This window comes from Methylophilus sp. 14 (assembly GCF_015354345.1).
Classification (GTDB): Bacteria; Pseudomonadota; Gammaproteobacteria; order Burkholderiales; family Methylophilaceae; genus Methylophilus.
Genome location: NZ_JADKYS010000003.1, coordinates 166,813 through 188,553, shown reverse-complemented (window position 1 = coordinate 188,553; position 21,741 = coordinate 166,813). Strand labels below are relative to the sequence as shown.

At 51.1% G+C, this 21,741-nt stretch carries 20 protein-coding genes and 1 tRNA gene; 7 read left to right on the top strand and 14 right to left on the bottom strand.

The window, feature by feature from the left end; all coding sequences use genetic code 11:
• Positions 1–7 precede the first annotated feature (7 nt).
• From clpP to INP78_RS09205, 4 genes are all read right to left on the bottom strand, one after another.
• Positions 8–655: an ATP-dependent Clp endopeptidase proteolytic subunit ClpP gene (clpP, locus tag INP78_RS09220; RefSeq protein ID WP_305076179.1), complete on the bottom strand. Its 648-nt coding sequence runs from the start codon at positions 653–655 to the stop codon at positions 8–10.
• A 3-nt stretch (positions 656–658) separates the two neighbouring features.
• A complete protein-coding gene (tig, locus tag INP78_RS09215) occupies positions 659–1,969 on the bottom strand; it encodes a trigger factor (protein ID WP_194741913.1) in 1,311 nt (436 codons plus the stop codon).
• Between the two features lie 302 nt (positions 1,970–2,271).
• Positions 2,272–2,646, bottom strand: a complete 375-nt coding sequence (locus tag INP78_RS09210; protein ID WP_194741912.1) for a RidA family protein — start codon at positions 2,644–2,646, stop codon at positions 2,272–2,274.
• Between the two features lie 125 nt (positions 2,647–2,771).
• Positions 2,772–2,856: transfer RNA gene (locus INP78_RS09205), tRNA-Leu, on the bottom strand.
• A 147-nt stretch (positions 2,857–3,003) separates the two neighbouring features.
• Here INP78_RS09205 and INP78_RS09200 point away from each other — a divergent pair.
• From INP78_RS09200 to INP78_RS09185, 4 genes are read left to right on the top strand one after another with little or no spacing between them, the layout of a single operon-like run.
• Positions 3,004–3,240 carry a hypothetical protein gene (locus INP78_RS09200; protein ID WP_194741911.1) on the top strand — a complete coding sequence of 79 codons (237 nt, stop codon included), beginning with the start codon at positions 3,004–3,006 and terminating at the stop codon, positions 3,238–3,240.
• Between the two features lie 44 nt (positions 3,241–3,284).
• Positions 3,285–4,703, top strand: a complete 1,419-nt coding sequence (locus tag INP78_RS09195; RefSeq protein WP_194741910.1) for a TolC family protein — start codon at positions 3,285–3,287, stop codon at positions 4,701–4,703.
• Positions 4,700–5,764, top strand: coding sequence for a hypothetical protein (locus tag INP78_RS09190; RefSeq protein ID WP_194741909.1), 1,065 nt, complete (start codon positions 4,700–4,702; stop codon positions 5,762–5,764). The genes INP78_RS09195 and INP78_RS09190 overlap by 4 nt, the downstream gene beginning before the upstream one ends.
• Positions 5,765–5,800: 36 nt before the next feature.
• Positions 5,801–8,938 (top strand): efflux RND transporter permease subunit, encoded by a 3,138-nt coding sequence (locus tag INP78_RS09185; RefSeq protein WP_194741908.1) that lies wholly within the window; start codon positions 5,801–5,803, stop codon positions 8,936–8,938.
• A 31-nt stretch (positions 8,939–8,969) separates the two neighbouring features.
• Here INP78_RS09185 and INP78_RS09180 read toward each other — a convergent pair whose 3' ends face one another.
• From INP78_RS09180 to INP78_RS09165, 4 genes are read right to left on the bottom strand one after another with little or no spacing between them, the layout of a single operon-like run.
• Positions 8,970–9,644, bottom strand: a complete 675-nt coding sequence (locus INP78_RS09180) for a hypothetical protein (RefSeq protein WP_194741907.1) — start codon at positions 9,642–9,644, stop codon at positions 8,970–8,972.
• 17 nt (positions 9,645–9,661) lie between these two features.
• The gene (pabB, locus tag INP78_RS09175) at positions 9,662–11,092 is read right to left on the bottom strand and encodes an aminodeoxychorismate synthase component I (protein WP_194741906.1); all 1,431 of its coding nucleotides are present in this window, start codon (positions 11,090–11,092) and stop codon (positions 9,662–9,664) included.
• Complete coding sequence (locus INP78_RS09170) at positions 11,083–12,153, bottom strand: hydantoinase/oxoprolinase family protein (protein ID WP_194741905.1); 1,071 nt, start codon at positions 12,151–12,153, stop codon at positions 11,083–11,085. The genes pabB and INP78_RS09170 overlap by 10 nt, the downstream gene beginning before the upstream one ends.
• Positions 12,150–13,226 carry an ATP-grasp domain-containing protein gene (locus INP78_RS09165; RefSeq protein ID WP_194741904.1) on the bottom strand — a complete coding sequence of 359 codons (1,077 nt, stop codon included), beginning with the start codon at positions 13,224–13,226 and terminating at the stop codon, positions 12,150–12,152. Before INP78_RS09165 ends, INP78_RS09170 begins: the two co-directional genes overlap by 4 nt.
• Between INP78_RS09165 and INP78_RS09160 the strand changes: the two genes are divergently transcribed.
• Positions 13,221–13,928, top strand: a complete 708-nt coding sequence (locus INP78_RS09160) for a HisA/HisF-related TIM barrel protein (protein WP_194741903.1) — start codon at positions 13,221–13,223, stop codon at positions 13,926–13,928. The two genes, INP78_RS09165 and INP78_RS09160, sit on opposite strands and share 6 nt — an antisense overlap.
• Before the next feature lie 65 nt (positions 13,929–13,993).
• Here the strand turns inward: INP78_RS09160 and hxlB are convergent, their stop codons facing one another.
• The 3 genes from hxlB to tal form a co-directional block, all read right to left on the bottom strand.
• Positions 13,994–14,530 carry a 6-phospho-3-hexuloisomerase gene (gene hxlB, locus INP78_RS09155; RefSeq protein WP_194741902.1) on the bottom strand — a complete coding sequence of 179 codons (537 nt, stop codon included), beginning with the start codon at positions 14,528–14,530 and terminating at the stop codon, positions 13,994–13,996.
• Between the two features lie 102 nt (positions 14,531–14,632).
• Positions 14,633–15,265 (bottom strand): 3-hexulose-6-phosphate synthase, encoded by a 633-nt coding sequence (gene hxlA / locus INP78_RS09150; protein WP_019882222.1) that lies wholly within the window; start codon positions 15,263–15,265, stop codon positions 14,633–14,635.
• A gap of 175 nt (positions 15,266–15,440) precedes the next feature.
• Positions 15,441–16,394, bottom strand: coding sequence for a transaldolase (gene tal / locus INP78_RS09145; RefSeq protein WP_194741901.1), 954 nt, complete (start codon positions 16,392–16,394; stop codon positions 15,441–15,443).
• Between the two features lie 274 nt (positions 16,395–16,668).
• Here tal and INP78_RS09140 point away from each other — a divergent pair, with 274 nt between their 5' ends.
• Both INP78_RS09140 and INP78_RS09135 read left to right on the top strand, forming a co-directional pair.
• Complete coding sequence (locus tag INP78_RS09140; protein WP_194741900.1) at positions 16,669–17,820, top strand: aromatic ring-hydroxylating dioxygenase subunit alpha; 1,152 nt, start codon at positions 16,669–16,671, stop codon at positions 17,818–17,820.
• Between the two features lie 11 nt (positions 17,821–17,831).
• On the top strand, positions 17,832–18,731 hold the full coding sequence (locus tag INP78_RS09135; RefSeq protein WP_228522774.1) for a DMT family transporter: 900 nt from the start codon (positions 17,832–17,834) through the stop codon (positions 18,729–18,731).
• 63 nt (positions 18,732–18,794) lie between these two features.
• Here the strand turns inward: INP78_RS09135 and INP78_RS09130 are convergent, their stop codons facing one another.
• The 3 genes from INP78_RS09130 to INP78_RS09120 all read right to left on the bottom strand — a co-directional run bounded on the left by INP78_RS09130 (position 18,795) and on the right by INP78_RS09120 (position 21,677).
• On the bottom strand, positions 18,795–19,415 hold the full coding sequence (locus INP78_RS09130; protein WP_024930047.1) for a response regulator transcription factor: 621 nt from the start codon (positions 19,413–19,415) through the stop codon (positions 18,795–18,797).
• A 30-nt stretch (positions 19,416–19,445) separates the two neighbouring features.
• Positions 19,446–20,783: an ATP-binding protein gene (locus INP78_RS09125; protein WP_228522773.1), complete on the bottom strand. Its 1,338-nt coding sequence runs from the start codon at positions 20,781–20,783 to the stop codon at positions 19,446–19,448.
• An 81-nt stretch (positions 20,784–20,864) separates the two neighbouring features.
• A complete protein-coding gene (locus INP78_RS09120; RefSeq protein WP_194741899.1) occupies positions 20,865–21,677 on the bottom strand; it encodes a polyphosphate kinase 2 family protein in 813 nt (270 codons plus the stop codon).
• Positions 21,678–21,741 lie beyond the last annotated feature (64 nt).

Sequence of the window (21,741 nt, the reverse complement as noted above, 5' to 3'; positions counted from 1 at the left end):
TCGCTGATTAAACAGCGCTACGTGCGGCAATCACCTGGTCTACCAGGCCATAAGCCTTGGCAGCGTCAGCACTCATAAAATTGTCACGATCGGTATCGTTGGCAATAGTTTCAATTTTTTGGCCAGTATGATGCGCCATAATGCCATTCAACTTGTCTTTCAAGTATAAGATTTCCTTGGCATGAATCTCGATGTCTGAAGCCTGGCCCTGGAAACCGCCCAGTGGCTGGTGAATCATGACTCGCGAGTTAGGCAGGCAGAAACGCTTGCCTTTGGCGCCTGCAGTCAGCAGAAATGCGCCCATGCTGGCAGCCTGACCAATACACAAGGTACTGACATCTGGCTTGATAAACTGCATGGTGTCGTAAATCGACATCCCGGCAGTCACAGAACCACCTGGAGAGTTGATGTACAAGGAAATATCCTTGTCCGGATTTTCTGCCTCAAGGAACAACAGCTGCGCCACCACCAGGTTGGCCGTCATGTCGTTGACAGGGCCGACCAGGAAAATGACGCGCTCTTTGAGTAGTCGTGAATAGATGTCATACGAACGCTCACCGCGGCCACTTTGCTCGATGACCATTGGGATATAGCCAAGCCCTTGCGGCTCCATTCTTTGTTGCATCATGCCCTCGTTCGCGTTCATATAATTCATGGTTTAAGCACCTGCCATCATCAATTCATCAAATTTAATTTTCTTGTTAGTGACTTTGGCTTTATCCAGCACCCAAGCCACTACGTTCTCTTCTGTTGCCAAGGCTGCAGGCTCGTCCAGACGTTTGACATCTGCATAGTACCAGCTCACCAGCTCGTCAGGCTTCTCGAAGCTTTGCGCAAAACTGTCTACCATGGCACGCACTTGATCCGCCGTTGCTTGCAAGTTATTGCTATTCACCAACTCAGTCAATATCAAACGCAATTTGGCGTTACGTTGCGCCTGTGTTTCAAACACAGAGGGCTCCATCGGCACTTGCGCTGGGTCAACCCCACGCTGGCGCAGGTTTTGTGCTGCCACTTGCATCAGGCGGTTGGTTTCAGCAGAAACAATCGCTTTTGGCAATTCGAAGCTGGTTTCATCCACCAGGGCCTGGAATACAGACTCTTTGACACGTGCTTTGATGCGCTTGTCGACTTCTTGCTCCAGGCTTTGTTTGATCTCAGACTTCATGGTGTCGAGGTTACCATCTTCCACGCCCAGGTTTTTAGCAAACTCAGCGTCGATTTCAGGGTAAACCGGTTGTGAAACAGACACGAACTTCACGTCATAAGTCACTGTTTTACCTGCCAATTGCGCAGGATTGTGATCTGCTGGATAAGTAATGTCGAAGGATTTCTCGGCACCGGCCTTACCGCCAACCAAGGCATCATCAAACTCTTTGACACGGCCAGGCTCACCAATAACCAGATCGATACCACGGTCGCCCGTGCTTTCAACCTGTTGACCATCGATAGATGCGGTCAATGTGATGTTAATGCGATCCGCTTTTTTAGAAGCGCGCTTCACAGGCTCATAGCTCACGCGCTGTTTGACCAACACGTCCAGGGTTTTCTCTACGTCAGCATCGGACAATTCCAGTGCCGGACGCTCGATCTTCACCTTGCTCAGGTCACCAACGGCCACTTCCGGGAAAATTTCGAAAGTCGCAATGTATTCAAATTCTTCCGCCGCATCTTTAAATGGCAGATGTTCAATATTCGGGAAGCCAGCCACGCGCAGCTTGTTTTGCTCAACAGCATCACCGAAGCTGGTCTCAACCGCCTTGGAGTACACTTCGTCACGCACCTGGTCACCATAGTGCTGATTCACCAGGCCGATAGGCGCTTTGCCCGGACGGAAACCAGAAAATTTGGCCGTACGAGAAATTTGCTGTAAACGTTGTCTGATTTGCCCTTCCAGCGGAGCCAAAGGGACTTTGATAGTCATGCGACGTTCCAAGTTGCTGACTGTTTCAACAGATACTGCTGCCATGCTGAACTTCCTGTAAAAATCGTTTTAAAACGATGGGTTATGTAAGTAGACGCACGCTTGTGCGCCTTAATAATTGCTTAAACACAACCTGATCACACTCTAAAGCGTTTAAATAGTGATCAAATCATGAAAAAAGAGCCTAAAAATATAACACAACTCTCAATTGAAATAAACTTCAAGACCATGCCTACGCAGCTAGCGTATCACTTACCTTCTATGAATCAATAGAAGCTGACAAAAAAGCCCGTGTTTAAAATCAATATGACGCCAGAAAGACAGACTTCAAGCGCCAGCTGTGCACATTAATTTAAAGCAACAATCGCTTCAATTTCTACCAGTACATCACGTGGCAACTTGGCCACTTGCACAGTAGAGCGTGCAGGCGTGTGCGCCACAAATGCTTCAGCGTAAATCTGGTTCATCGCCGCAAAGTCATCCAGGTTTTTAAGAAACACAGTGGTTTTGACCACTTGCTGCAAACTGCCGCCTGCGGCTTCAATAATCGCTTGCAGGTTAGCCAGCACCTGGCGGGTTTGCACCACAATGTCACCATCGTTCAGGCTACCGTCCGGGCGCAATGCAATCTGGCCTGAGGTATACAGGATATTACCAACCACAACCCCTTGTGCATAAGGGCCAATTGCAGCGGGTGCATTCGGTGTTTGTACGATATTCATATGTAATCTCTTTCTGCCAGCCATCCAGCGGCTCGCTATCCCTTGTTATCCATCGCTAAAAACAATAAAGGCCTCCTGCAACGGAAGCCTGTTATTTCGTTCATACTCCACCTGGTTATATCAGGTGGTGCGAAAGGAGAGACTCGAACTCTCACGCCTCGCGGCGCTGGAACCTAAATCCAGTGCGTCTACCAATTCCGCCACTTTCGCATCTTGCCAGCCAACACCGACAATTCGCTATTATAGCCCATTTCTGGCCTATCCCACAAACTTATGGCGTTCACATTGACAAGCCAGGCGTTCAACTGCAAGATGCTGGATTAAATATCATAGAATAAGTTGTTGATGGGACAGGATATGCATTCAGCCGAAGAAAACATGCTTAGAGCCGAGCTTGAGCTTTTAATGCGCGAGCGTGAAATTTTGCTCAAGATTACTGGCGTGGCTGCCGGTTTAATCGCAGAACTTAATACTGCCGACCTGCCTATCCGCACCGTCGAGGCAGCCGATTTGCTGGCAACGACAATCAACCAGCTACCAGAAGAACTCTTGCAAGACGCGCTGGATGCCGCCCACGCGACCATTGTCGAGTAAATGTACACCGGGCGCTGGTGTTTGACGCCAGCCCTGCAAGCGCCATGCGTCTGCTCGCTTACCTCTCACCGCTGTTATTAACAGCCTGCGGCATCGCCTTTCAGGCCAAACCTATTCCGCAGCAACAGAATATTGACACCATCCAGCAAGCAACGCCTGCTGCAGATGGCTTTAAAACCTTTGTTGCCATACAGTCACCGCAAACACCTTGGCCCATTGATGCCTGGGACCTGGATAGTCTGACACTGTCGGCACTCTATTTCCACCCTGCCCTTAAAGTGGCCAAGTCTGACTATGCCGTGGCACTGGCAGGCATTACCAGCGCCGGGTTGCGCCCCCAAGTCGGCCTGAATGGCCAGCTATCACACAGCAACCGCGCCAATGGCGACATTAATCCCTGGTCTTACGGTTTACAGGTCGATATTCCGGTGATTACCGCCAACAAGCGGCAGATTAATATCGATATTGCTCAATATCAGGCTGATATTGCAAAGATACTAGTCTCGGAAACTGCCTGGACCCTGCGCCAGCAACTTAGCCTAGACCTGATTCTGCTGGCCGAACAACAGGCAATGCAAGGCAGCCTGAGCAGGTTGCAAAAAGCCCAACAGACCTTACTCGCTGCCTACCAGAAGCGGCTTGATTATGGGGTGGCAGGCAAATCAGATGTGCTACCTATCCGACTGCAGCATGACCAATCCGCATGGCAATTACAGCAACTGACCTTGCAGATCAGGCAAACCGAGCAAAAAATCCTGCATGATGCTGGCCTGACCGAACAGCACAACTTGCCTCTGAATATCGCCCCGATTCCGTTATCACAGATATTGAAGGCGAGATTTGCACAATCACAAGCGTATGCAGATGCGCCCACCATCCAGAACACGGCATTAACCAACCGTATGGATATCCAGCGTGGCCTCGCACAATATGCCAAGGCCGAATCGCAACTCAGGCTGGAAATGGCCAAGCGTTACCCCGACTTATCGCTTAACCCGGGCATGATTTATGAGTATGGCGACAAAATCTGGTCTTTGGGCATAGGCTCCATGCTTAACCTGCTCAATAAATCTTCTGACTTATGGGCGCATGCCGAGCAAGTACGACAAAATGAAGCGGTGCGTTTTTACGCCCTGCAACATCAGGTCATCCAGCTGTCTGAGCAGTCTTTTATCAAGTATCGTGATTCTGCCAACCTGCTGGTGACGTTGACGCACGAATATGAACAGCAATCTCGCCGCAAAGCGCAGTTGGAAAACCAGTGGCATCAAGGCCTGATCGACAAAACCGAATACCTGCAAACCGAAATCCAGTTTTATAGCGCGCAGCAGCGCCTGATTACGCAACAGGCCAATGTCATGCGCGCATTGCAAGAGATTGAAAATGTGATGCAAAAGCCGATTGCACTCTCGCAGCGTGCAACGACTTTTGCCAACCAGCAGCAAGAGGCGCCAGCAAAATGAATAAAAAAGCACTCTGGATTATCGGGGCCCAGATTATTTTAATTGTGATCCTGATTTGGGCCATTGTGTTTGTTGGCCGTGATGAATATGAATCCATCCAAGATGATAGCGAAGAAGAAATTGAAGGCCCGGTACGCGTAACGGAACAAAACGGCCTGCAAGTCGTGCAACTCAACCTGGCCACACAACAAAACAGCGGTATCAGCGTACAACCGTTACAGCCATACGATTATCACGGCAATATCAAGGTGTTGGGCTCGGTCATTTCGATTCAAACCCTGGTCGACTACAACAGCCAATATCAATTGCTCAAATCACAACTGGCACTGGCTGAAAGTGTGTTGCCTAACCATCAATTGCAATACCAACGCTATAAGCACCTGAATGAGGACGATAAAAACGTCTCGGATAAGGCTGTGCAGGAAGCACAGGCATTAGTCATTAACGACCAGACCCAGATTAAAACCACGCAATCACAACTCAAAGCCCTCACGGACACCATTATTGCGCAATGGGGACAACCACTGGCCATGCTGGTCACTCAGCACCCGGCCCCCGGTCCGTTGCATGATTTGCTGATGCAAAAGCAGGTATTAGTCCAGGTCAGCTTCCCGCTCAACTTCAAGGCGCCTGAAGGTAACTCCAGTCTGTATATTTCGCCCATCCAGGATGAAATCTCGCCGATTAAGGCTGACTACGTGTCGCAGTCGATACAGACAGATATCAGCAATATTGGTAAAACTTACTTCTATAGCGCACCGGCAGACTTTTTGCGCGTGGGCATGCGTGTCAACGTCGTCCCCGCGCAATCCTCGTCAGCCACCATGAAAGGCGTCATCGTGCCTAACCAGGCGATTGCCTGGCACGGCGGCATGGCCTGGATTTACGTTAAAACCAAACCAGATACCTTTTTGCGCAAACCTGTGGCTTCTGATATTGAGCTGGATAACGGTTGGTTTGATAACAGCATCGCGCCAGGCACCGAAGTCGTGACCCGCGGCGCGCAATTATTGCTGTCAGAAGAATTCAAGTTCCAGATTAAAAACGAAAATGAGGATTAATCTGCAAACGCTGAATCATCACAGAGGGCAGCCAATATGATGTCTGCACTGGTGAGGTTTGCCATCCGTTTTTATGGGGTGATGATAGGGCTCGCCCTGCTGGTCATTGTTTATGGTGCTTACAGCCTCACCCAAAGCGATTTAAACGTCTTTCCTGAGTTTTCCCCAACCCAGGTCGTCATCCAAACCGAATCGCCCGGCCTCTCGGCCAGCCTGGTTGAAAAACTGGTCACGCAGCCGATTGAGAATGTGATTTCAGGCGCCATCGGCATTAAAAGCCTGCGCTCGCAGTCGATTCCCGGCCTGTCGATTATCACGGTGATTTTTCAGGATAAGTCAGACATTTACCGTAACCGGCAAATCGTCGCCGAACACCTGAATATGCTGGGCAGCCAATTGCCGCCTGGCATTGTGCCCAATATCACTCCGCTCACCTCCTCGGCCAGCACGGTCATGGGCATAGGCGTCACCTCGGACAAACTATCGCTGATGCAACTGCGTACCTTGGTCGACTGGCATTTAACGCCGCATTTGATGGCGATTCCTGGTGTAGCAGATATTAATGTCTATGGCGGCGAAGTGCGCCAGTTCCAGATCAAGATTGATCCGCGCAAACTGATGCTATATCAATTGAATGTGCAGGATGTGGTCAATGCGGCCAGCCGTGCCACCGGCGTGCGTGGTGCAGGCTATATTCAAAACGACAACCAGCGCATTATCGTCAATAGCCAGGGGCAGACCACAACGCCGCAACAATTAGCCAATATCACGCTTTTGCGTAAATTAGGCCGCACTATCCGCATCAGCGATGTGGCAGAAGTGGCCGAGGGTGCTGCGCCTTCTATCAGCGCAGCCGCCATCAATGGCCATCCTGCGGTGTATTTATCCGTGCAAGGCCAGTTGGGCGCCAACGTATATGCGCTGACCAAGTTGCTGGAGCGCAAACTGGCGGACATCAAACCCAGCCTGACTGCGCAAAAAGTCACCCTGCACGAAGGCTTGTTCCGTCCGGCCAACTTTATTGAAACCGCCATCCACAGTTTGCGCACGGATATTTTAATCGGCTCGTTTCTGGTGGTGCTGGTGCTGTTCGCATTCCTGTTTAACGTGCGCACGGCGGTGATTTCGGCAACGGCGATTCCCTTGTCATTGCTCACCGCTATTGTCGTGCTCTACCAATACGGCGTTGGACTCAACATTATGGTGTTGGGCGGCCTGGCGATTGCCCTGGGCGAAGTGGTCGACGATGCCATTATTGATACGGAAAACATTTTCCGCCGCCTGCGCGAAAACCGCTTACTGGCGCAACCGCTGCCCGCAGCGCAGGTTGTATTCCGCGCCTCGATGGAAGTGCGTAGCTCGGTGGTCTATGCCACTATTATTGTGGCTCTGGTATTCTTGCCGCTACTCACTTTGTCGGGCGTCGCCGGTAAACTATTTGCCCCCTTGGGATACGCGTATATTTCCGCCATCCTGGCCTCGCTAGTGGTTGCGCTCACGCTGACCCCGGCGCTTGGCTATGCCCTGCTGGCAAACGCGCCGTTACAAAATGAAGACTCGCCGGTTTTGCGCTGGCTGAAACAGCGCTACGTCAAACTGTTGTATCACATTGAGCATCGCTACCAGATGATTCTCATGACCAGCTTTATTTGCATTACCCTCGGCCTGGCCATTCTGCCGCTCTTCAGAAGCCAGTTTATCCCTGCCCTGCGCGAAGGCCATTACATCCTGCATATGACCACGGTGCCAGGTACCTCTGAAGTACAGTCACTCAAGCTGGGCAATCAGGTCACCAAAGTGCTGCTGGAGATTCCGGGGGTTAAAAGCGTGGCGCAATGGATAGGCCGCGCACCCAATGCAGCAGATACCTTTGGTACACATTACAGTGAATTTGAAGTCGAAATCGGCACAGTGTCCGGCAAAGAACAGGCACGTATTTACCATGACATTCGCGAAGAGCTCGCCGGTGAAGCCGAAGATGACGATGATGATGGTAAAGCCGAGTTAGGCTTTGTTGGTGCTAATTTTGCCATCAATACCTTTTTAACCGAGCGTATTGAGGAAACCATCTCCGGTTATGCGTCCGGCTTGGTGATTAATATTTTTGGCCAGGATCTGGATGCGCTGGACCGCGATGCGCAGAAAGTCGCCAACCTGCTTGGGAGCATACGCGGCGTGCGCGATATCATGGTGCAATCTCCACCAGAAACGCCAGAAATTGTGATCCGCCTCAAGCAGGAAAAACTGGCATTATGGGGCTTGCAACCGGTAGACGTGTTAGACACGGTCAAGGCCTGTTATGAAGGCGTACCGGTCAATCACGTGTTTATGGGCAACCGCTCTGTCGGCGTCAGCGTGCTGCTCAATGATGCCTCACGCGATGACATTGCAGACATGCGTAATATCCCGATTTTTAACCCCGAAGGCCAAATGCTAAAGCTGTCCGACGTGGCCTATGTCGCGCAAGAAGGCGGCCGCTCCAAGATTCTGCACTCGGGTGCCAAACGCATTCAAACCATCACAGCGAATATTACTGGTCGTGACCAGGCCTTGTTGCTTGAAGACATCCGTAGCACCTTGCATAAAAAACTGCAATTAAACAGCGGCAACTACCTGGAATTCTCTGGTGAAGCGGAGGCCAATGCACAATCCCGGCAAGACCTGATTATTCACTCGCTGGTGGCTGGCGTGGCGATTTTCCTGATGCTGTATATCGCTTTTGGTCGCCTGCGTAACCTGATGCTCACCTTCGCCAACCTGCCCTTTGCACTGATTGGCGGTGTCGTCGCCACTTTCTTTACCGGCGGCTGGATTTCGGTCGGCACCCTGGTAGGCTTTGTGACCCTGTTCGGTATCACACTGCGCAACTCCATCATGATGGTGTCGCATTTTCAGCACCTGGTAGATGTAGAAGGCTATGAATGGAACCTGGATACCTGCATCCGTGGCGCCTCTGAGCGCTTGCCGTCCGTACTGATGACGGCACTGGTGACCGCGCTGGGGCTGTTGCCGCTAGCGATTGGCAGCGGCGAGCCGGGGCGAGAAATTGAAGGGCCAATGGCGACCATTATTGTCGGCGGCCTGATCTCTTCTACCATCCTTAACCTGCTGATTTTGCCGACCATCATGCTGCACTTTGGCCGTTTTGAGAAAAGCGATACACCTGTGTCCTGACCGGCTGAATCAACCGCCAGTCAAACCAAGTTTATGGCTGATGTTGCAACAAATAGTCAGCTAACAGGTTCATCGTTAATGCATTGCCCGCAAAGCCCTGCTCAAACAGCGCATATTCGCTTTGGTGCACCACATAGGTCTGAAATTTAGCCCCGGCTAGCAAGCCTGATAATCCCTGGTCCACAATGCCCATGGCCTGCAACGCTGGCAAACCAAGACTGCCCTGCGTCTCTAACAATCTGTCGTCTGATTTAACCAGTAGTAAATGTTGCGCTTCCAGCTGCCAGGCCAGCCATGCAGACAGACTATCTGAGGTCACATCCCAACTTTCGGCCAGCACATGCTCATTGGCAAACGTGGTGTTTAAAGCCATTTCGCTGGGCAGCCATACCAGGCCGCGATGCTGCCAGCCGCTTTCTGCAATTTCGAGTGGATTTCGCACCAGTGCAAGTTCAGGCACCATGGCTACCAGGCTGCGCGCCATTTGATCCATGGCGTAGATGGCCAGTGCGTGGGCCTGCGAGTCATTAATATGGCCGTCCGGGTGTGCTGCCCGCATCTGCTGAAAATCGCGAACGGCATCGGCATACAAGCCGCCGCCAGGCACAATAATCACCTTACCATCGCCCCAACGGACAACCAGGCGCAACCATTGCACCAGGCTGTCGTAGTGTGTCACGCTACCCCCTAGCTTGATCACCCACATATGCATGTTCCCGAGTATTATTTTGTCATTTTAAAATGTGCTGCCAACTTGAAAAACTGCGAGGCTTTATCAAATGTTTCCTGATACTCCCTGGCACAATCCGAGTCAGCTACCACGCCGCCGCCGGCAAAAAAGGTCATTCTTTCATTACATATCACGGCGGTTCTTATCGCGATATTGGTATCCATACTACCATCAAAACCAATATAGCCAATACTGCCACAGTAAATGCCGCGCCGGTGCGGTTCGAGTTCTTCAATAATCTCCATCGCACGCAATTTGGGGGCGCCCGTAATCGAGCCGCCGGGAAAGCATCCTCGCAATAAATCCAGCGCTTGGTATGCCGGGGCAAGCAAGCCACGCACAATACTCACCAAATGATGTACATTGGTAAAGCGCTGCAATTTAAACAAGGCATCGACCTTGACCGACCCGACTTCGCAGACCTTGCCAATATCATTGCGCAATAAATCCACAATCATCAGGTTTTCGGCACGGTCTTTGATGCTGTGCGCTAATTCCTGCGCGGCTTCCGCATCGACAGCGGCATCCTGATGCCGCGGGCGCGTGCCTTTAATCGGCCGTGTTTCCACTTTGCGATCAATCACCTGCAAAAAACGCTCCGGTGACATCGACAATACCGCCAGCGGTACCCCAGCGCCATCCTCAACTTGCAGGTAAGCCATAAATGGCGCGCGACTCAATTGCCGGAAATGGTCGTAGGCAGTACAGGCATCGCCTGTCACATCCACCACAAAACGCTGTGCGAGATTGATCTGATAACAATCACCGGCGCGTATATAGTCCTTCACTTTTTGGAAAGCGCTGGCATAGGCGGCTTGATCCATATTCGGCTGAATCTCGCCAGTGACCGCAAACGCAGCCTGATGCTCACTGCGCGGTTGTAATAATTGTTGATGCAAGGCTTCCAGGGCCTGCTGGCTGGTAAAATGGGCGTGCGAGACCAACTTGCTGATGCCCAAATGATGATCGACAATAATCGCCCAATCATAGATACCCACCAATAATTCAGGCAGTGGCATATCTTCCGCAGCCAGTGTGGGCATGGTTTCGATACTGCGCCCCAGGTCATAGGCAAAATACCCCAGGGCGCCGCCTGCAAAGGGAATATCAGCGATGCGTTCAACCGTATGCGGTGTTAACCATTGCTGGATGACCTGGAAAGGATCTTGCTGCGACTTTTCTATCCCCTGGTTCGTATGTACTTCAGTCTCGGCCTGGCGATGGATGATTTTGGCCACCGGCGCAGCCACCACAATATCAAAGCGTGCGCCAAGGCTGACTTCTTCATCTACCGTCGTTTGCGCCTGTGACTGGCTGGCTTCGACGCGGCCACTTTCCAGCAACATCGGCCATGACAGATGCCTCACTTGCCGCAGCCAGTGCATGCCTTCTGCATAAGGTAAATCAAATTGAATTAATGCCATGCTTGCCATAACCTCGCCACCGCATAGGCTGGAAAACAGACCTCTGCATCTTGTTTCAATTGTACATTGCCTGCTGGCATCCAGGCCGTTGCAGGTCGATAAGCCAGGCCCAGGCGCTGCGCCAGTTCTGCGACCAGAAAGCTGCCCGCCCCCAGCCCCACCAGGGTCTTGACTGGACTCGCTGTATTTGTGATGGCCGATTGTATGGCCTGTTGTAAATAATCCAGTTGCGTGGCTTTAAACGCAAGCGCCAGCGACTGCCAGACATCGTCCGCTTTATCTTCCACATCATGCCCGATCATACGTGCCAGGCGTCGCATACTGTCCACCATCGCGCGACCTTGTCCATCGGCAGTATCAGCCAAATCATAACTGGGAGATAACTCACCAAGCACACGATAGACATCCGCCGTCGTGGCAAAATATTCTGCCGCAATATGGCGCGGCTCAGGCTGTGTCTGCCCTGCTTCTGACCAAGTGATGCATGGCCCCAATGCCATCAGCGGCGTACGCACCACACCTGTATAAAACAAGCCTTGTTTCGCCATACGTTCCGCGTCAGACCAGCCCGCGGGCAACACCTGCTGCTGGTCACACAGCGTGATATCGCTGGTGGTGCTGCCAATATCGACCACTAACATGGCGTCCCAGGCCATGCTAGTCGCCAGGCACTGCGCCGAGGCATGCCAATTCATCGAGGCGATGTACGCCTCCTGGCCCGTCACACGTTCCGTAAACCTGGCGCCTTGCGTCGCTGAGGCCAGGTAAAACTCGGCGTGTGGCAAATAACCTTGCACCGTTTCAGCAATCGCGCGCACGCCCTGCAAACGGTTATCAAACAAATCAACCAGCTCACCAGTCATGGTGACTGCATGGTCGCAAGCAGCGGCTTCAATGTGCCAGTCATGCAATACATGCTTGATCGCATCCTCAAGCAGCGGCAAGCCTTTCCACAAGGCACATGCCAGCTGCAATACACGCACAATCTCACCTTGCGCATCCAGCATCACCGCTTTCACATGCGCGCCGCCGATATCCCAACCGATGACCGCGCGTTTCATACCGGCAATAACTCCGTATGGCGCTTTGCGGCTAAGGACAGCACACACGATGCCTGCGCTTGAGCGGCACTCAATTTATTTTCCAACATAGCATCCAGAATCATGGCAGCAGGATTTTCTGTGAGTAATTGCGATAAGGCAATATAAGGCGTGGTCAGGCGAGGATTAATTTCAACCAGGACCAACTGTTTGTCAGGAGTCAAAATCATATCAGCGCCCCAGTAGCCTAGCAGGCCGGGAATGGCACGATGAATCTGCTCAGCCAGGGTTTGCATCGCAGGCAGATAGGCGGCAGCCTCATTGACCCCTGCGCCATCAAAATGGAAACACCCCTGCTGAATATTGACCTTCTGCTGATGCCCGGCAATCACGTGTACCTGCGCCTGGGTAGATAACACCGACATGCTCAATGCCAATCCTGGTACATAAGGCTGCAATAGAAGCTTGCCTAACAATCGGGGATCTTCATTTGAAACTTTTAGTTTAAAATCAAAAACTTCAGATATTTTTTTAAAGTAAAAAGTAAACTCACAGCCAGCGCCATCATCGGGCTTAACCACCCAGCCATCCGTAACAGCTGCATGGTACCAGCTCAGCTTTTCCAGCGTGTCGACTTGCGCTAAAAACACATGCGGCAACACAGCGATGCCCGCCTGCTGGCAAACTTCAGCCATGATTGATTTAGCACTGGTTTGTGCAATAGCCTCGGCACCACAGCCTATCCACACTTTACCTGCCGCTTGCACCAGTTGCTGCATGTGATGTAAAACACCGTCTGTTTCAGGGGCAATCACCCAGCAAGCATCCACGTCGTCAGACGCTAATTGCTGGCGCCAGAGCGCGTCAGCATCATCACCGGGGTGTAATGGCTGGCTACTGGCATGGATAGGAGCGGCAACGCGGCTATCGTGGCTAGTGATACAATCAACGCCCAGCGCTGACAAGTCCGCCAGCAAGGCATCACGCATCAGCAAGCCTTCTTGCAGCAAGCTGGCAGGCAATGGTTCGGAGGCCAGGCCACCAGCGCTGACATATTCACAGACCCAGATTTTCAAGCGAGATTTATTGTGCATATTATTCCCGTCATCGATTTGATGTATGGCCAGGTAGTGCAAGCCATACAAGGGCAACGCCAGCACTACCGTGCGATTCAATCGCAGTTAACAGATAGTCACGCCCTGCTCGATGTCATCACTGCTATTTTACAAGTTTATGCCTTTGACTGCCTGTATATTGCCGATTTAAATGCAATCACAGGCCAGCAAGAGATGCCTCACCACCTGCCCTTGATCAAACAGGTCATGCCTCATTTTCCGGCACTGCAATGGTGGGTAGATGCAGGACTGAATAGCACAGAAGGCCTCCAGCCCTGGCTGGACGCAGGCATCCGGCCAATCATCGCCAGTGAAACCTTGGTGGATATGGAGACCTATCAAGCCATGCGTGAAATGGCAGCACATAGCATTTTGTCGCTGGATTTCTTTCAGGATGGCTTTCATGGCCCGGATCGCTTGTTAACAGCAACAAACCTATGGAGCCAACCAACCATATTGATGAGCCTACCCAAGGTCGGCGCCAACCAAGGCCCTGACGTTGAGAAAATCAGCTTACTCAAAAAACAGCACCCACAACAGGCCATCTATGCCGCTGGCGGGGTCAGGCATGGCGCAGACATACAGGCATTGGCACACGCGGGCGCAGATGGCGTATTGATTGCCAGTGCACTACACCAGAAACAGCTCACCGCCAGTGACCTGGCAGCGTTCGCGCAATAAAAAACCGGCCACCAGGCCGGTTTTTTTAACAGCAAAGCTTCGTGAGAAACTTATTCTGTCTAGACTTACTCCAGGTTTGCGTGCAATGCGCGCATGCCTTCTTCTGTCAGGCCTTTGGCGTGGATCAATTCAGAAATTGCGCCTTCCAGGAATACCAGGGTAGACAATTCAAATTGACCGCCCATAGGCATGCCTTTCACCAATGGGAAGCTGTCGTCTTGACCAACTTGAACCACCAGGTCAGCCACATCAGCCATGGCTGAAGATTTTTTCATGGAAATGACCACCAGTTTGGCGCCCACTTCTTTGGCTTTTTTCACAAATGGCAACAAGGTGGCTGTACCGCCGGAACCTGAAACCAGAATCAGCAAATCACCTTTTTTGATCGCTGGAGTCACTACTTCACCGATCATGTAAACGCTGTAGCCAGAGTGTACCAAGCGCATTGCAAAGAAGCGTGACACCAACAGTGAACGACCTGCGCCACCGATAAATGTTGAACCAGCCTCTTCAACCAGTTTCAGCAATTCAGCCGCTTTTGACTTGTCAGTCACGTCCAGAATACGCTTTAAGTTGTCCAGAATAAATTGTTGATGATCCATGTTTTGTCCTGTATTCAAAATGTTTAATAAAAAACCCGACACATTGCTGGGTCGGGTTTTTTGTCTCGCTGATCAATAATTACTTATTGATGCTTAAATGAATTAAGCGTGAGCGATAGCAGTGATTTCTGCAGCAGCAGCAGCTGGGTCAGCAGCGCCGTAGATAGCAGCACCAGCAACGATGATAGTCGCGCCAGCGTCACGTACTTGACCTGCAGTAGCGGCTTTAACACCACCAGCAACAGAGATTTCAACGCCCAAGTTCAAACCAGCAACAGCAGCCAAGTCAGCAAAAGGAGTTTGACCAGCAGCTTGTTGGTCCAAACCAGTGTGGATACCGATGATGTGAGCACCAGCAGCAGCAACTTCTTTAGTTTTAGCAACTTTGTCTTCAACGCTGATCAGGTCAACTTGCGCTTTTTTGCCGTATTTGTTAGCAGCTTTGATTACGCCTTTGATTGTACCGATGTCGGATACGCCCAAAACTACGCAGATGTCAGCACCGGCTTTGTAGAATGGCTCAGACTCGTACTCGCCTGCATCCATCGTTTTCAGGTCAACCAGGATCTTGTTGTTTGGGAACTTAGCGCGCAAAGTTTCCAGCAATTTGATACCGTTGTGCTTGATGCATGGTGTACCGATTTCCAGAATGTCAACGTGTGGAGCAACTTTTTCTGCCAAAGCGATCGTTGCGTCGAAATCCAATGAGTCTAATGCCATTTGTGTTAATGCCATGTTTTTCTCCAAAAATTAAAATTTAAATGCTATTGCTAGCGTACTACCAATTCAAGCTGGTCGCTCATAGTAAGCTGGCAGCCAAAATAAGTCAATGTTGCAGGCCAAATTGTGCCTGACTAAAAGTGAAGAACTGGCAGGTCCTGCCAGTTCTTTCTATCATCTCACAGAGATATTACAGTTTTGCGGCTAAAGCAGCTTCCAGCTTGTTTTGGTCAGCCACGAAACCACGGATACCTTCAGCCAACTTCTCAGTCGCCATTGGGTCTTGGTTCAGCTCAAAACGGAACTGCTCTTCTGTCAATTTAGCTGGTACTTCTTTAGTTTTGCCGCCATCTTTCAGTACTTGAACCAATGTACCTTCAGTCGCTGCCAACTCTTGCAACAGGTTTGGAGATACGGTCAAACGGTCGCAACCAGCCAGAGCGATCAGCTCGCCAGTGTTACGGAAAGAAGCACCCATCACAACAGTTTTGTAACCGTGTTCTTTGTAGTATTGATAGATAGCACGTACAGAAACCACACCTGGGTCTGTTTCTTGTGTGTACTCAGTCCCTGGGTTTTTCGCTTTGTACCAGTCCAGAATACGGCCAACGAATGGAGAAATCAGGAATACGCCTGCTTCAGCACAAGCACGGGCTTGGCCAAAACCGAATAACAATGTCAGGTTACACTGGATGCCTTCTTTTTCCAGAATCTCGCCTGCCTTGATACCTTCCCAGGTAGAAGCCAGTTTGATCAGAACGCGGTCTTTGCTGATACCAGACTCTTGGTACAAGGCGATCAGTTTACGGCCTTTAGCCACCATTGCGTCGATGTTGAAAGACAGACGTGCATCTACTTCTGTAGAAATACGGCCTGGAACCTCTTTAGTGATTTCAGCGCCAATCAACACAGCCAGTTTGTCAGCTGCGTTTTCAATTTGTTGCTCTTTAGAACCACCTTGTGCTTTTGCATAAGCAATGGCAGTTTCAATCAAAGGTGCGTATTCTGGGATTTGGCTAGCCTTCAATACCAGAGATGGGTTTGTGGTTGCATCCACAGGTTTAACACTTTTGATTGCTTCAACGTCACCAGTGTCAGCCACGATGGTTGTGATTGCTTTCAACTGATCTAATAAATTTGCCATGCGATTGCTCCTATAAATTGCAATAATCGTTTACGTATAGTTATACATAGAAACCTTCAACATTATAACTGAATTTATTCGAGTTAGTTAAGCGTCCTTTGCACATTCAAGCGTGCGTGCTGCTTGCATCCAGGCCGGTGAGGATGCTGTTTTATTGATTAAAATCAAACAATTGCTGCTACAAAGCCAGCCACTTTTGCCTGTTTCGGCTTTCCAATACCCCCCTTTTCGGGCACAATTCACCTTTTTTGCAAGTGATTGATCAGTTAGGCATATGGGTTCTGTCACCTCTTTAAATAAAGAACAAAACCAGACTCGCTTCGCACAACTCCCTGTTGACTGGTATATGCATCCGGACATGTATGCGCTGGAGCAGGCGCATTTGTTCTCCCTGCTGCCCCAGTACTTGGGACATGAACGCATGATTCCTGATGCGGGGGATTACCGCGCCCTGGACTGGATGCACAACGCCACAGCGTTAGTGAACCAGCATGGCCAGCCGCAACTGATCAGCAATATCTGCCGTCACCGCCAAGCGGTGATGCTCAATGGCCAGGGCAATACGCAGCATATCGTCTGCCCGCTACACCGCTGGACCTACGACCTCAATGGCCAGCTACTCGGCGCGCCGCATTTTGAACAAAACCCGTGCCTGCACCTCGAAAAACAACCCTTAAACACCTGGCAAGGCTTGCTGTTTAAAGCAAATGACAGCACAGCCAAACAAAAAGGTCTGGAGATCGCCCAGGTGCTCAAACAGCTGGGCTGCAAGCAGGACTTCGACTTTACCGGTTACCACTTTGAGTCAGCGATTGTTGATCATTACGATTTCAACTGGAAAACATTTATCGAAGTCTATCTGGAAGACTACCACGTGGGCCCGTTCCACCCTGGTCTCAACCAGTTTGTCGACTGCGGCGAATTAAATTGGGAGTTTGGCGAGCATTACAGTGTGCAAACCGTCGGCTACAAACCGCTGCCTGATTACAGCCTGTCCCCCGTCTACAAGCAATGGCAGCAGGCCGTCACCGATTACCAGCAAGGCACGGCACCCAAGTATGGCGCCATCTGGTTTGTGCTGTATCCGTTTTTGATGATCGAATGGTATCCCAACGTGCTGGTGGTTTCACACATTATTCCAACCGGCGTTGAGTCTTGCCAAAATGTGGTCGAGTTTTACTACCCGGAAGATATCGCCTTGTTTGAGCAGGCCTACATTCAAGCGCAACAGGCAGCCTACTTTGAAACTGCCGTTGAAGACAAAGAGATTTGCCAGCGCATGCACGATGGCCGCAAAGGCTTGTTTATGCTGGGTAAAGATGAGCGCGGCCCCTACCAGCATCCGATGGAAACCGGCCTGGAGCATTTTCACCGCTGGTACCGTCAACAGATGGAGCCACATCTGCCTGACCACCTGCAGCGCTAGGCCGACTCCTTTTGCGTAAATACCGCCACGCCGTTTTACGGCATCCCAAACACTGGCAGCTGGGTAGCTACTGGATGCTGCTGGCTGGTCTGGGCTTTGCCATTATGGGCGCATTTGTGAAAGCAGGTGCAGCGCGTTTCACGACCAGCGAACTGGTATTTTACCGCTCAGCCTTTGGCTTTCTGATGATTGCCGCCCTGGTCTGCTGGCAAGGCAAACCCTTAAAAACCCCATTATTCGCCATGCAAATGCGCCGCGCTGGCGTCGGTTTCACCGCCCTGCTGCTCTTTTTCTATGCCATTGCCCATTTGCCGCTGGCCACCGCCATTACCCTCAATTACACCTCACCCATGTTTTTAGCCCTGCTTTCGCCCTGGCTGTTGCGTGGAGAACACCCGCTCAGCCGCCAGCAACGGCAAACACTCAACCTATGTGTGGTTGGCGGCTTTGTCGGCGTCTGCCTGCTATTGCAACCCGCCTTCCATAGTAACCAACTACTGGCTGGCGGCATTGGCTTGTTGTCGGGCATAGGCGCGGCCTTTGCCTATGTACACGTCAAACAGTTAGGCATCGCAGGTGAGCCAGACTGGCGTACTGTGTTTTATTTCACCCTGGTATGCACCATCGCCAGTGGTGGCTGGATGTTGATCGACCATGTAACAACATTGCAATGGCAAGACCTACCACTACTATGCGGACTAGGCGTATCAGCCACCTTAAGCCAGCTAGCGTTAACGCGCGCCTACCGCACAGGCAACACTCTGACGGTCGCCAGCCTGGCTTACAGCACTGTCGTCTTCGCCACGCTCATTGGCGTGCTGGTGTGGGGCGAAACCTTAAGTACGCATGAAATCATCGGCATGCTACTCATCGTGGCCTTTGGCATTCTCAGCTCCAGAAGTTCTAGATAAATGCCTGATTGCAATAAAAAAGCCATTCTTTGCAAGAATGGCTTTTTTCTGAATCGCAGCTACTTAGGGTTCAAGCAAACCACAGCGCATGGCAATCAGGGCAATTTCTGCCGAGTTTTGTGCATTAAGCTTTTGCTTGATATTGTATAAATGCGTGCCCACCGTGCGCGGGCTCAAAAACAAGGTTTCCGCAATCTCGTTGGTCGATTTACCGCGTGCCAGCGACATAAACACTTCAAACTCGCGTTCACTGAGCACATCCACCGGGTTTTGTTCGCCGGACAACTGCTGAATCGCCATTTGTTGCGCCACGCTGGCTTCTATGTATTTTTTACCCTGCGCCACACTGCGAATCGCTTTAATCAGCTCTTCTGCCGCGCTACGCTTGGTCACATAACCCATGGCGCCTGCATTGAGCACGCGTTTGGGATGCACGGAATCTTCATGCGCGGACAGCACCAGGATACGCGCATGGTTGTCTTTGGCCAGAATCCGCTCTATGGCTTCCATGCCACCGATGCCCGGCATGGTAATGTCCATCACCACCACTTGCGGGTGATGCTCGACATAGGCCTTGATGGCCGCCTCACCACTCTCAGCTTCAGCAATCACCTTGATTTCCTGGTCTGACTCGAGCAGCATTTTAAAGCCCATCCTGACCACTGCATGGTCATCTACCAGCATCACACTTATCACGCTTGTTTCTCCCTCTTTTTAGGCTGCCTGTATAGGCAACCGAATATCCAAGGTGGTTCCACGGCCTGCTTCAGGCTGCGACACCACTTTAAATTGCCCATGCAAGGCCTGCACACGCTCGCGCATGCCCAGCAGGCCGAAGTGACGGCTCTGATCTACGGTGTCCAGCCGCATGCCGACGCCATCATCACAAATCATCAGGCGCAATCCTTCTGCATCCGTAAGCAGATGGACATTGATGCATTGCGCATGCGCGTGTTTAATCGCGTTATTCACCGCTTCCTGCACAATACGGTAAATATTGATGTTCACATTTTCGCCCATCGGCTGGAACTGCCCCGCCAGATGCAGCTGGATTTGCAACTCAGGATGCTGCGCCTGGTAGCCAGAAACCATGTCGCTCAGCGTTTCCACCAGACCCATATTATCCATGGCGGCCGGACGCAACTGGCGGATGATGTTATGCATGCCGTCGTAAATATGATTGGCGGCAGCGACAATGGTTTGCGCATTGGCCGCGATATCCGGCGTACTTTCTTTGGTTTTATTGACAATCGCCACGGCAAACGTCTTGATTGCTGTGACGTATTGCCCTAACTCATCATGCAGTTCGCGCGCCAGACTGCGACGTTCATCTTCGATATGCTGCTGGATCAGTTGTGTCAGCTGGCGGTTTTGCTCCAGTTGCCGTTCGGCATCCAGCGACAGGGCCATCTGGTTCAAGCTCTTGCCAATCTTATCAAACTCAGGCAGCGAAAAGCGTTCCAGGCGCGTGGTTAAATCCCCTTGCTCAATGCGGTTGATCGCATGCAGGATATGCCTGACCGGACGCAAAGCGTGGCTCAGCAAACCATAGACCAACAAATTAAGCAGCACAAAAAAGCCGATGCCCATGGTCATCAATTGCAGAAACCCTGACCACGCCTCGCGGATAGAACCTTCTGCGCTGGAGCTGATAATCAGCGTGCCATAACGCACCCGCCGCGTCACTGTTTCCACTTGCGGCGCCACCAGTTTGACAAACCATTGTGGCGGATTGATCTCGGACTTGAATGTGGACGTCGGTGACAGGTACAAGGGATCATTGGAGTAGTCGTACAACTCGATGCGGCTGCTGCGCACATAGCCCAGCGAGCGCAAAAAATCTTGCAGCACATAATGTGTAGGGCCCAGACTGGGGTTCATGGCCGAGCTGACAATCACTGTATCCAGCAATTGCACCGTGACGCGTGTCGCCGCCTCCACACGCTCACGAATGCTGTCTTTGGTATCTCTCACCAACACAATACCGGCTGCGATCAAAAAGATCAGCGACAGCATGGTGACCAACAAGTTGAGTCGAAAGCGTAGGCTCATTTTTTAACCATGATTGAATTCAGCGTTATTAAACTGTAATCCGTCCGTATTGACACAGCGTAAAATCATTAAATTACAACTTTAATCCTCAATAGTGAGCTTATCCCATGCTTTGGGCTTGGCGGGATACGCCAACGGCAACTGGTTCAAGGCTTCCAACAATAGTTGGGAAACCAGTAGATTTCGATTGGTTTTGGAATCGGCCGGAATCACATACCACGGGGCGTGTTGCGTGGATGTCTCTTTCAGTGCCACTTCATAGGCATCCATGTAGCGATCCCATAAGGCGCGCTCATCCAGATCCTTGGGATTAAATTTCCAATGTTTGGTCGGATCATCCAGGCGTTCTTGTAAACGCTCCTTTTGCTCCGCCCTAGAGATATGCAAAAAGCATTTAATGATGGTGGTGCCAGTTTCACTGAGCATGCGCTCGAAGTCATTGATTTGCTGGTAACGACGCTTGCACTCTGCGTCGTCTATCCAGTCATGCACCTTCACAATCAATACATCCTCATAGTGACTGCGATTAAAAATCGCCAACTCGCCTTTGGATGGCACCTGGGCGTGCACACGCCACAAATAATCATGCGCCAGTTCGTCAGCACTCGGCGCCTTAAAACTGGCCAGGCGAATGCCTAAAGGGTCGCAGGCGCTGAACACATGCTTGATGGTACCGTCCTTACCACTGGTATCCATGCCTTGCAAAATCAGCAATACCTTATGCTTGCCCTCCGCATGCAGGATATCTTGCCGGACATTGATTTGATGCGCCAGCTCAGCAAGCAAGCTGGCATCACTTTCTTTATCGCCAGTGCGGGCAGACTTATCCTCAGGCTTAAATTGCTTTAAAGCAAACTTCTTCGGGTTGACGCGATACTGTTCTAGCGATTCCATGATGCACAGGCCTACTGATTATTTTATTGCCAAGTGTATCGCAGTTATTTTGCAAACACCAAGG

Excerpts from the sequence above, each read along its gene's own strand:
- pabB (WP_194741906.1), bottom strand. The coding sequence starts at position 11,092 with ATGGCATTAATTCAATTTGATTTACCTTATGCAGAAGGCATGCACTGG.
- tal (WP_194741901.1), bottom strand. The coding sequence starts at position 16,394 with ATGGCAAATTTATTAGATCAGTTGAAAGCAATCACAACCATCGTGGCT.
- clpP (WP_305076179.1), bottom strand. The coding sequence starts at position 655 with ATGAATTATATGAACGCGAACGAGGGCATGATGCAACAAAGAATGGAG.
- tig (WP_194741913.1), bottom strand. The coding sequence starts at position 1,969 with ATGGCAGCAGTATCTGTTGAAACAGTCAGCAACTTGGAACGTCGCATG.
- INP78_RS09210 (WP_194741912.1), bottom strand. The coding sequence starts at position 2,646 with ATGAATATCGTACAAACACCGAATGCACCCGCTGCAATTGGCCCTTAT.
- hxlA (WP_019882222.1), bottom strand. The coding sequence starts at position 15,265 with ATGGCATTAACACAAATGGCATTAGACTCATTGGATTTCGACGCAACG.
- INP78_RS09140 (WP_194741900.1), top strand. The coding sequence starts at position 16,669 with ATGGGTTCTGTCACCTCTTTAAATAAAGAACAAAACCAGACTCGCTTC.
- INP78_RS09170 (WP_194741905.1), bottom strand. The coding sequence starts at position 12,153 with ATGAAACGCGCGGTCATCGGTTGGGATATCGGCGGCGCGCATGTGAAA.
- INP78_RS09200 (WP_194741911.1), top strand. The coding sequence starts at position 3,004 with ATGCATTCAGCCGAAGAAAACATGCTTAGAGCCGAGCTTGAGCTTTTA.
- INP78_RS09195 (WP_194741910.1), top strand. The coding sequence starts at position 3,285 with ATGCGTCTGCTCGCTTACCTCTCACCGCTGTTATTAACAGCCTGCGGC.
- INP78_RS09125 (WP_228522773.1), bottom strand. The coding sequence starts at position 20,783 with ATGAGCCTACGCTTTCGACTCAACTTGTTGGTCACCATGCTGTCGCTG.
- hxlB (WP_194741902.1), bottom strand. The coding sequence starts at position 14,530 with ATGGATCATCAACAATTTATTCTGGACAACTTAAAGCGTATTCTGGAC.
- INP78_RS09180 (WP_194741907.1), bottom strand. The coding sequence starts at position 9,644 with ATGTGGGTGATCAAGCTAGGGGGTAGCGTGACACACTACGACAGCCTG.
- INP78_RS09120 (WP_194741899.1), bottom strand. The coding sequence starts at position 21,677 with ATGGAATCGCTAGAACAGTATCGCGTCAACCCGAAGAAGTTTGCTTTA.
- INP78_RS09130 (WP_024930047.1), bottom strand. The coding sequence starts at position 19,415 with ATGCTGGTAGATGACCATGCAGTGGTCAGGATGGGCTTTAAAATGCTG.
- INP78_RS09185 (WP_194741908.1), top strand. The coding sequence starts at position 5,801 with ATGATGTCTGCACTGGTGAGGTTTGCCATCCGTTTTTATGGGGTGATG.
- INP78_RS09190 (WP_194741909.1), top strand. The coding sequence starts at position 4,700 with ATGAATAAAAAAGCACTCTGGATTATCGGGGCCCAGATTATTTTAATT.
- INP78_RS09165 (WP_194741904.1), bottom strand. The coding sequence starts at position 13,226 with ATGCACAATAAATCTCGCTTGAAAATCTGGGTCTGTGAATATGTCAGC.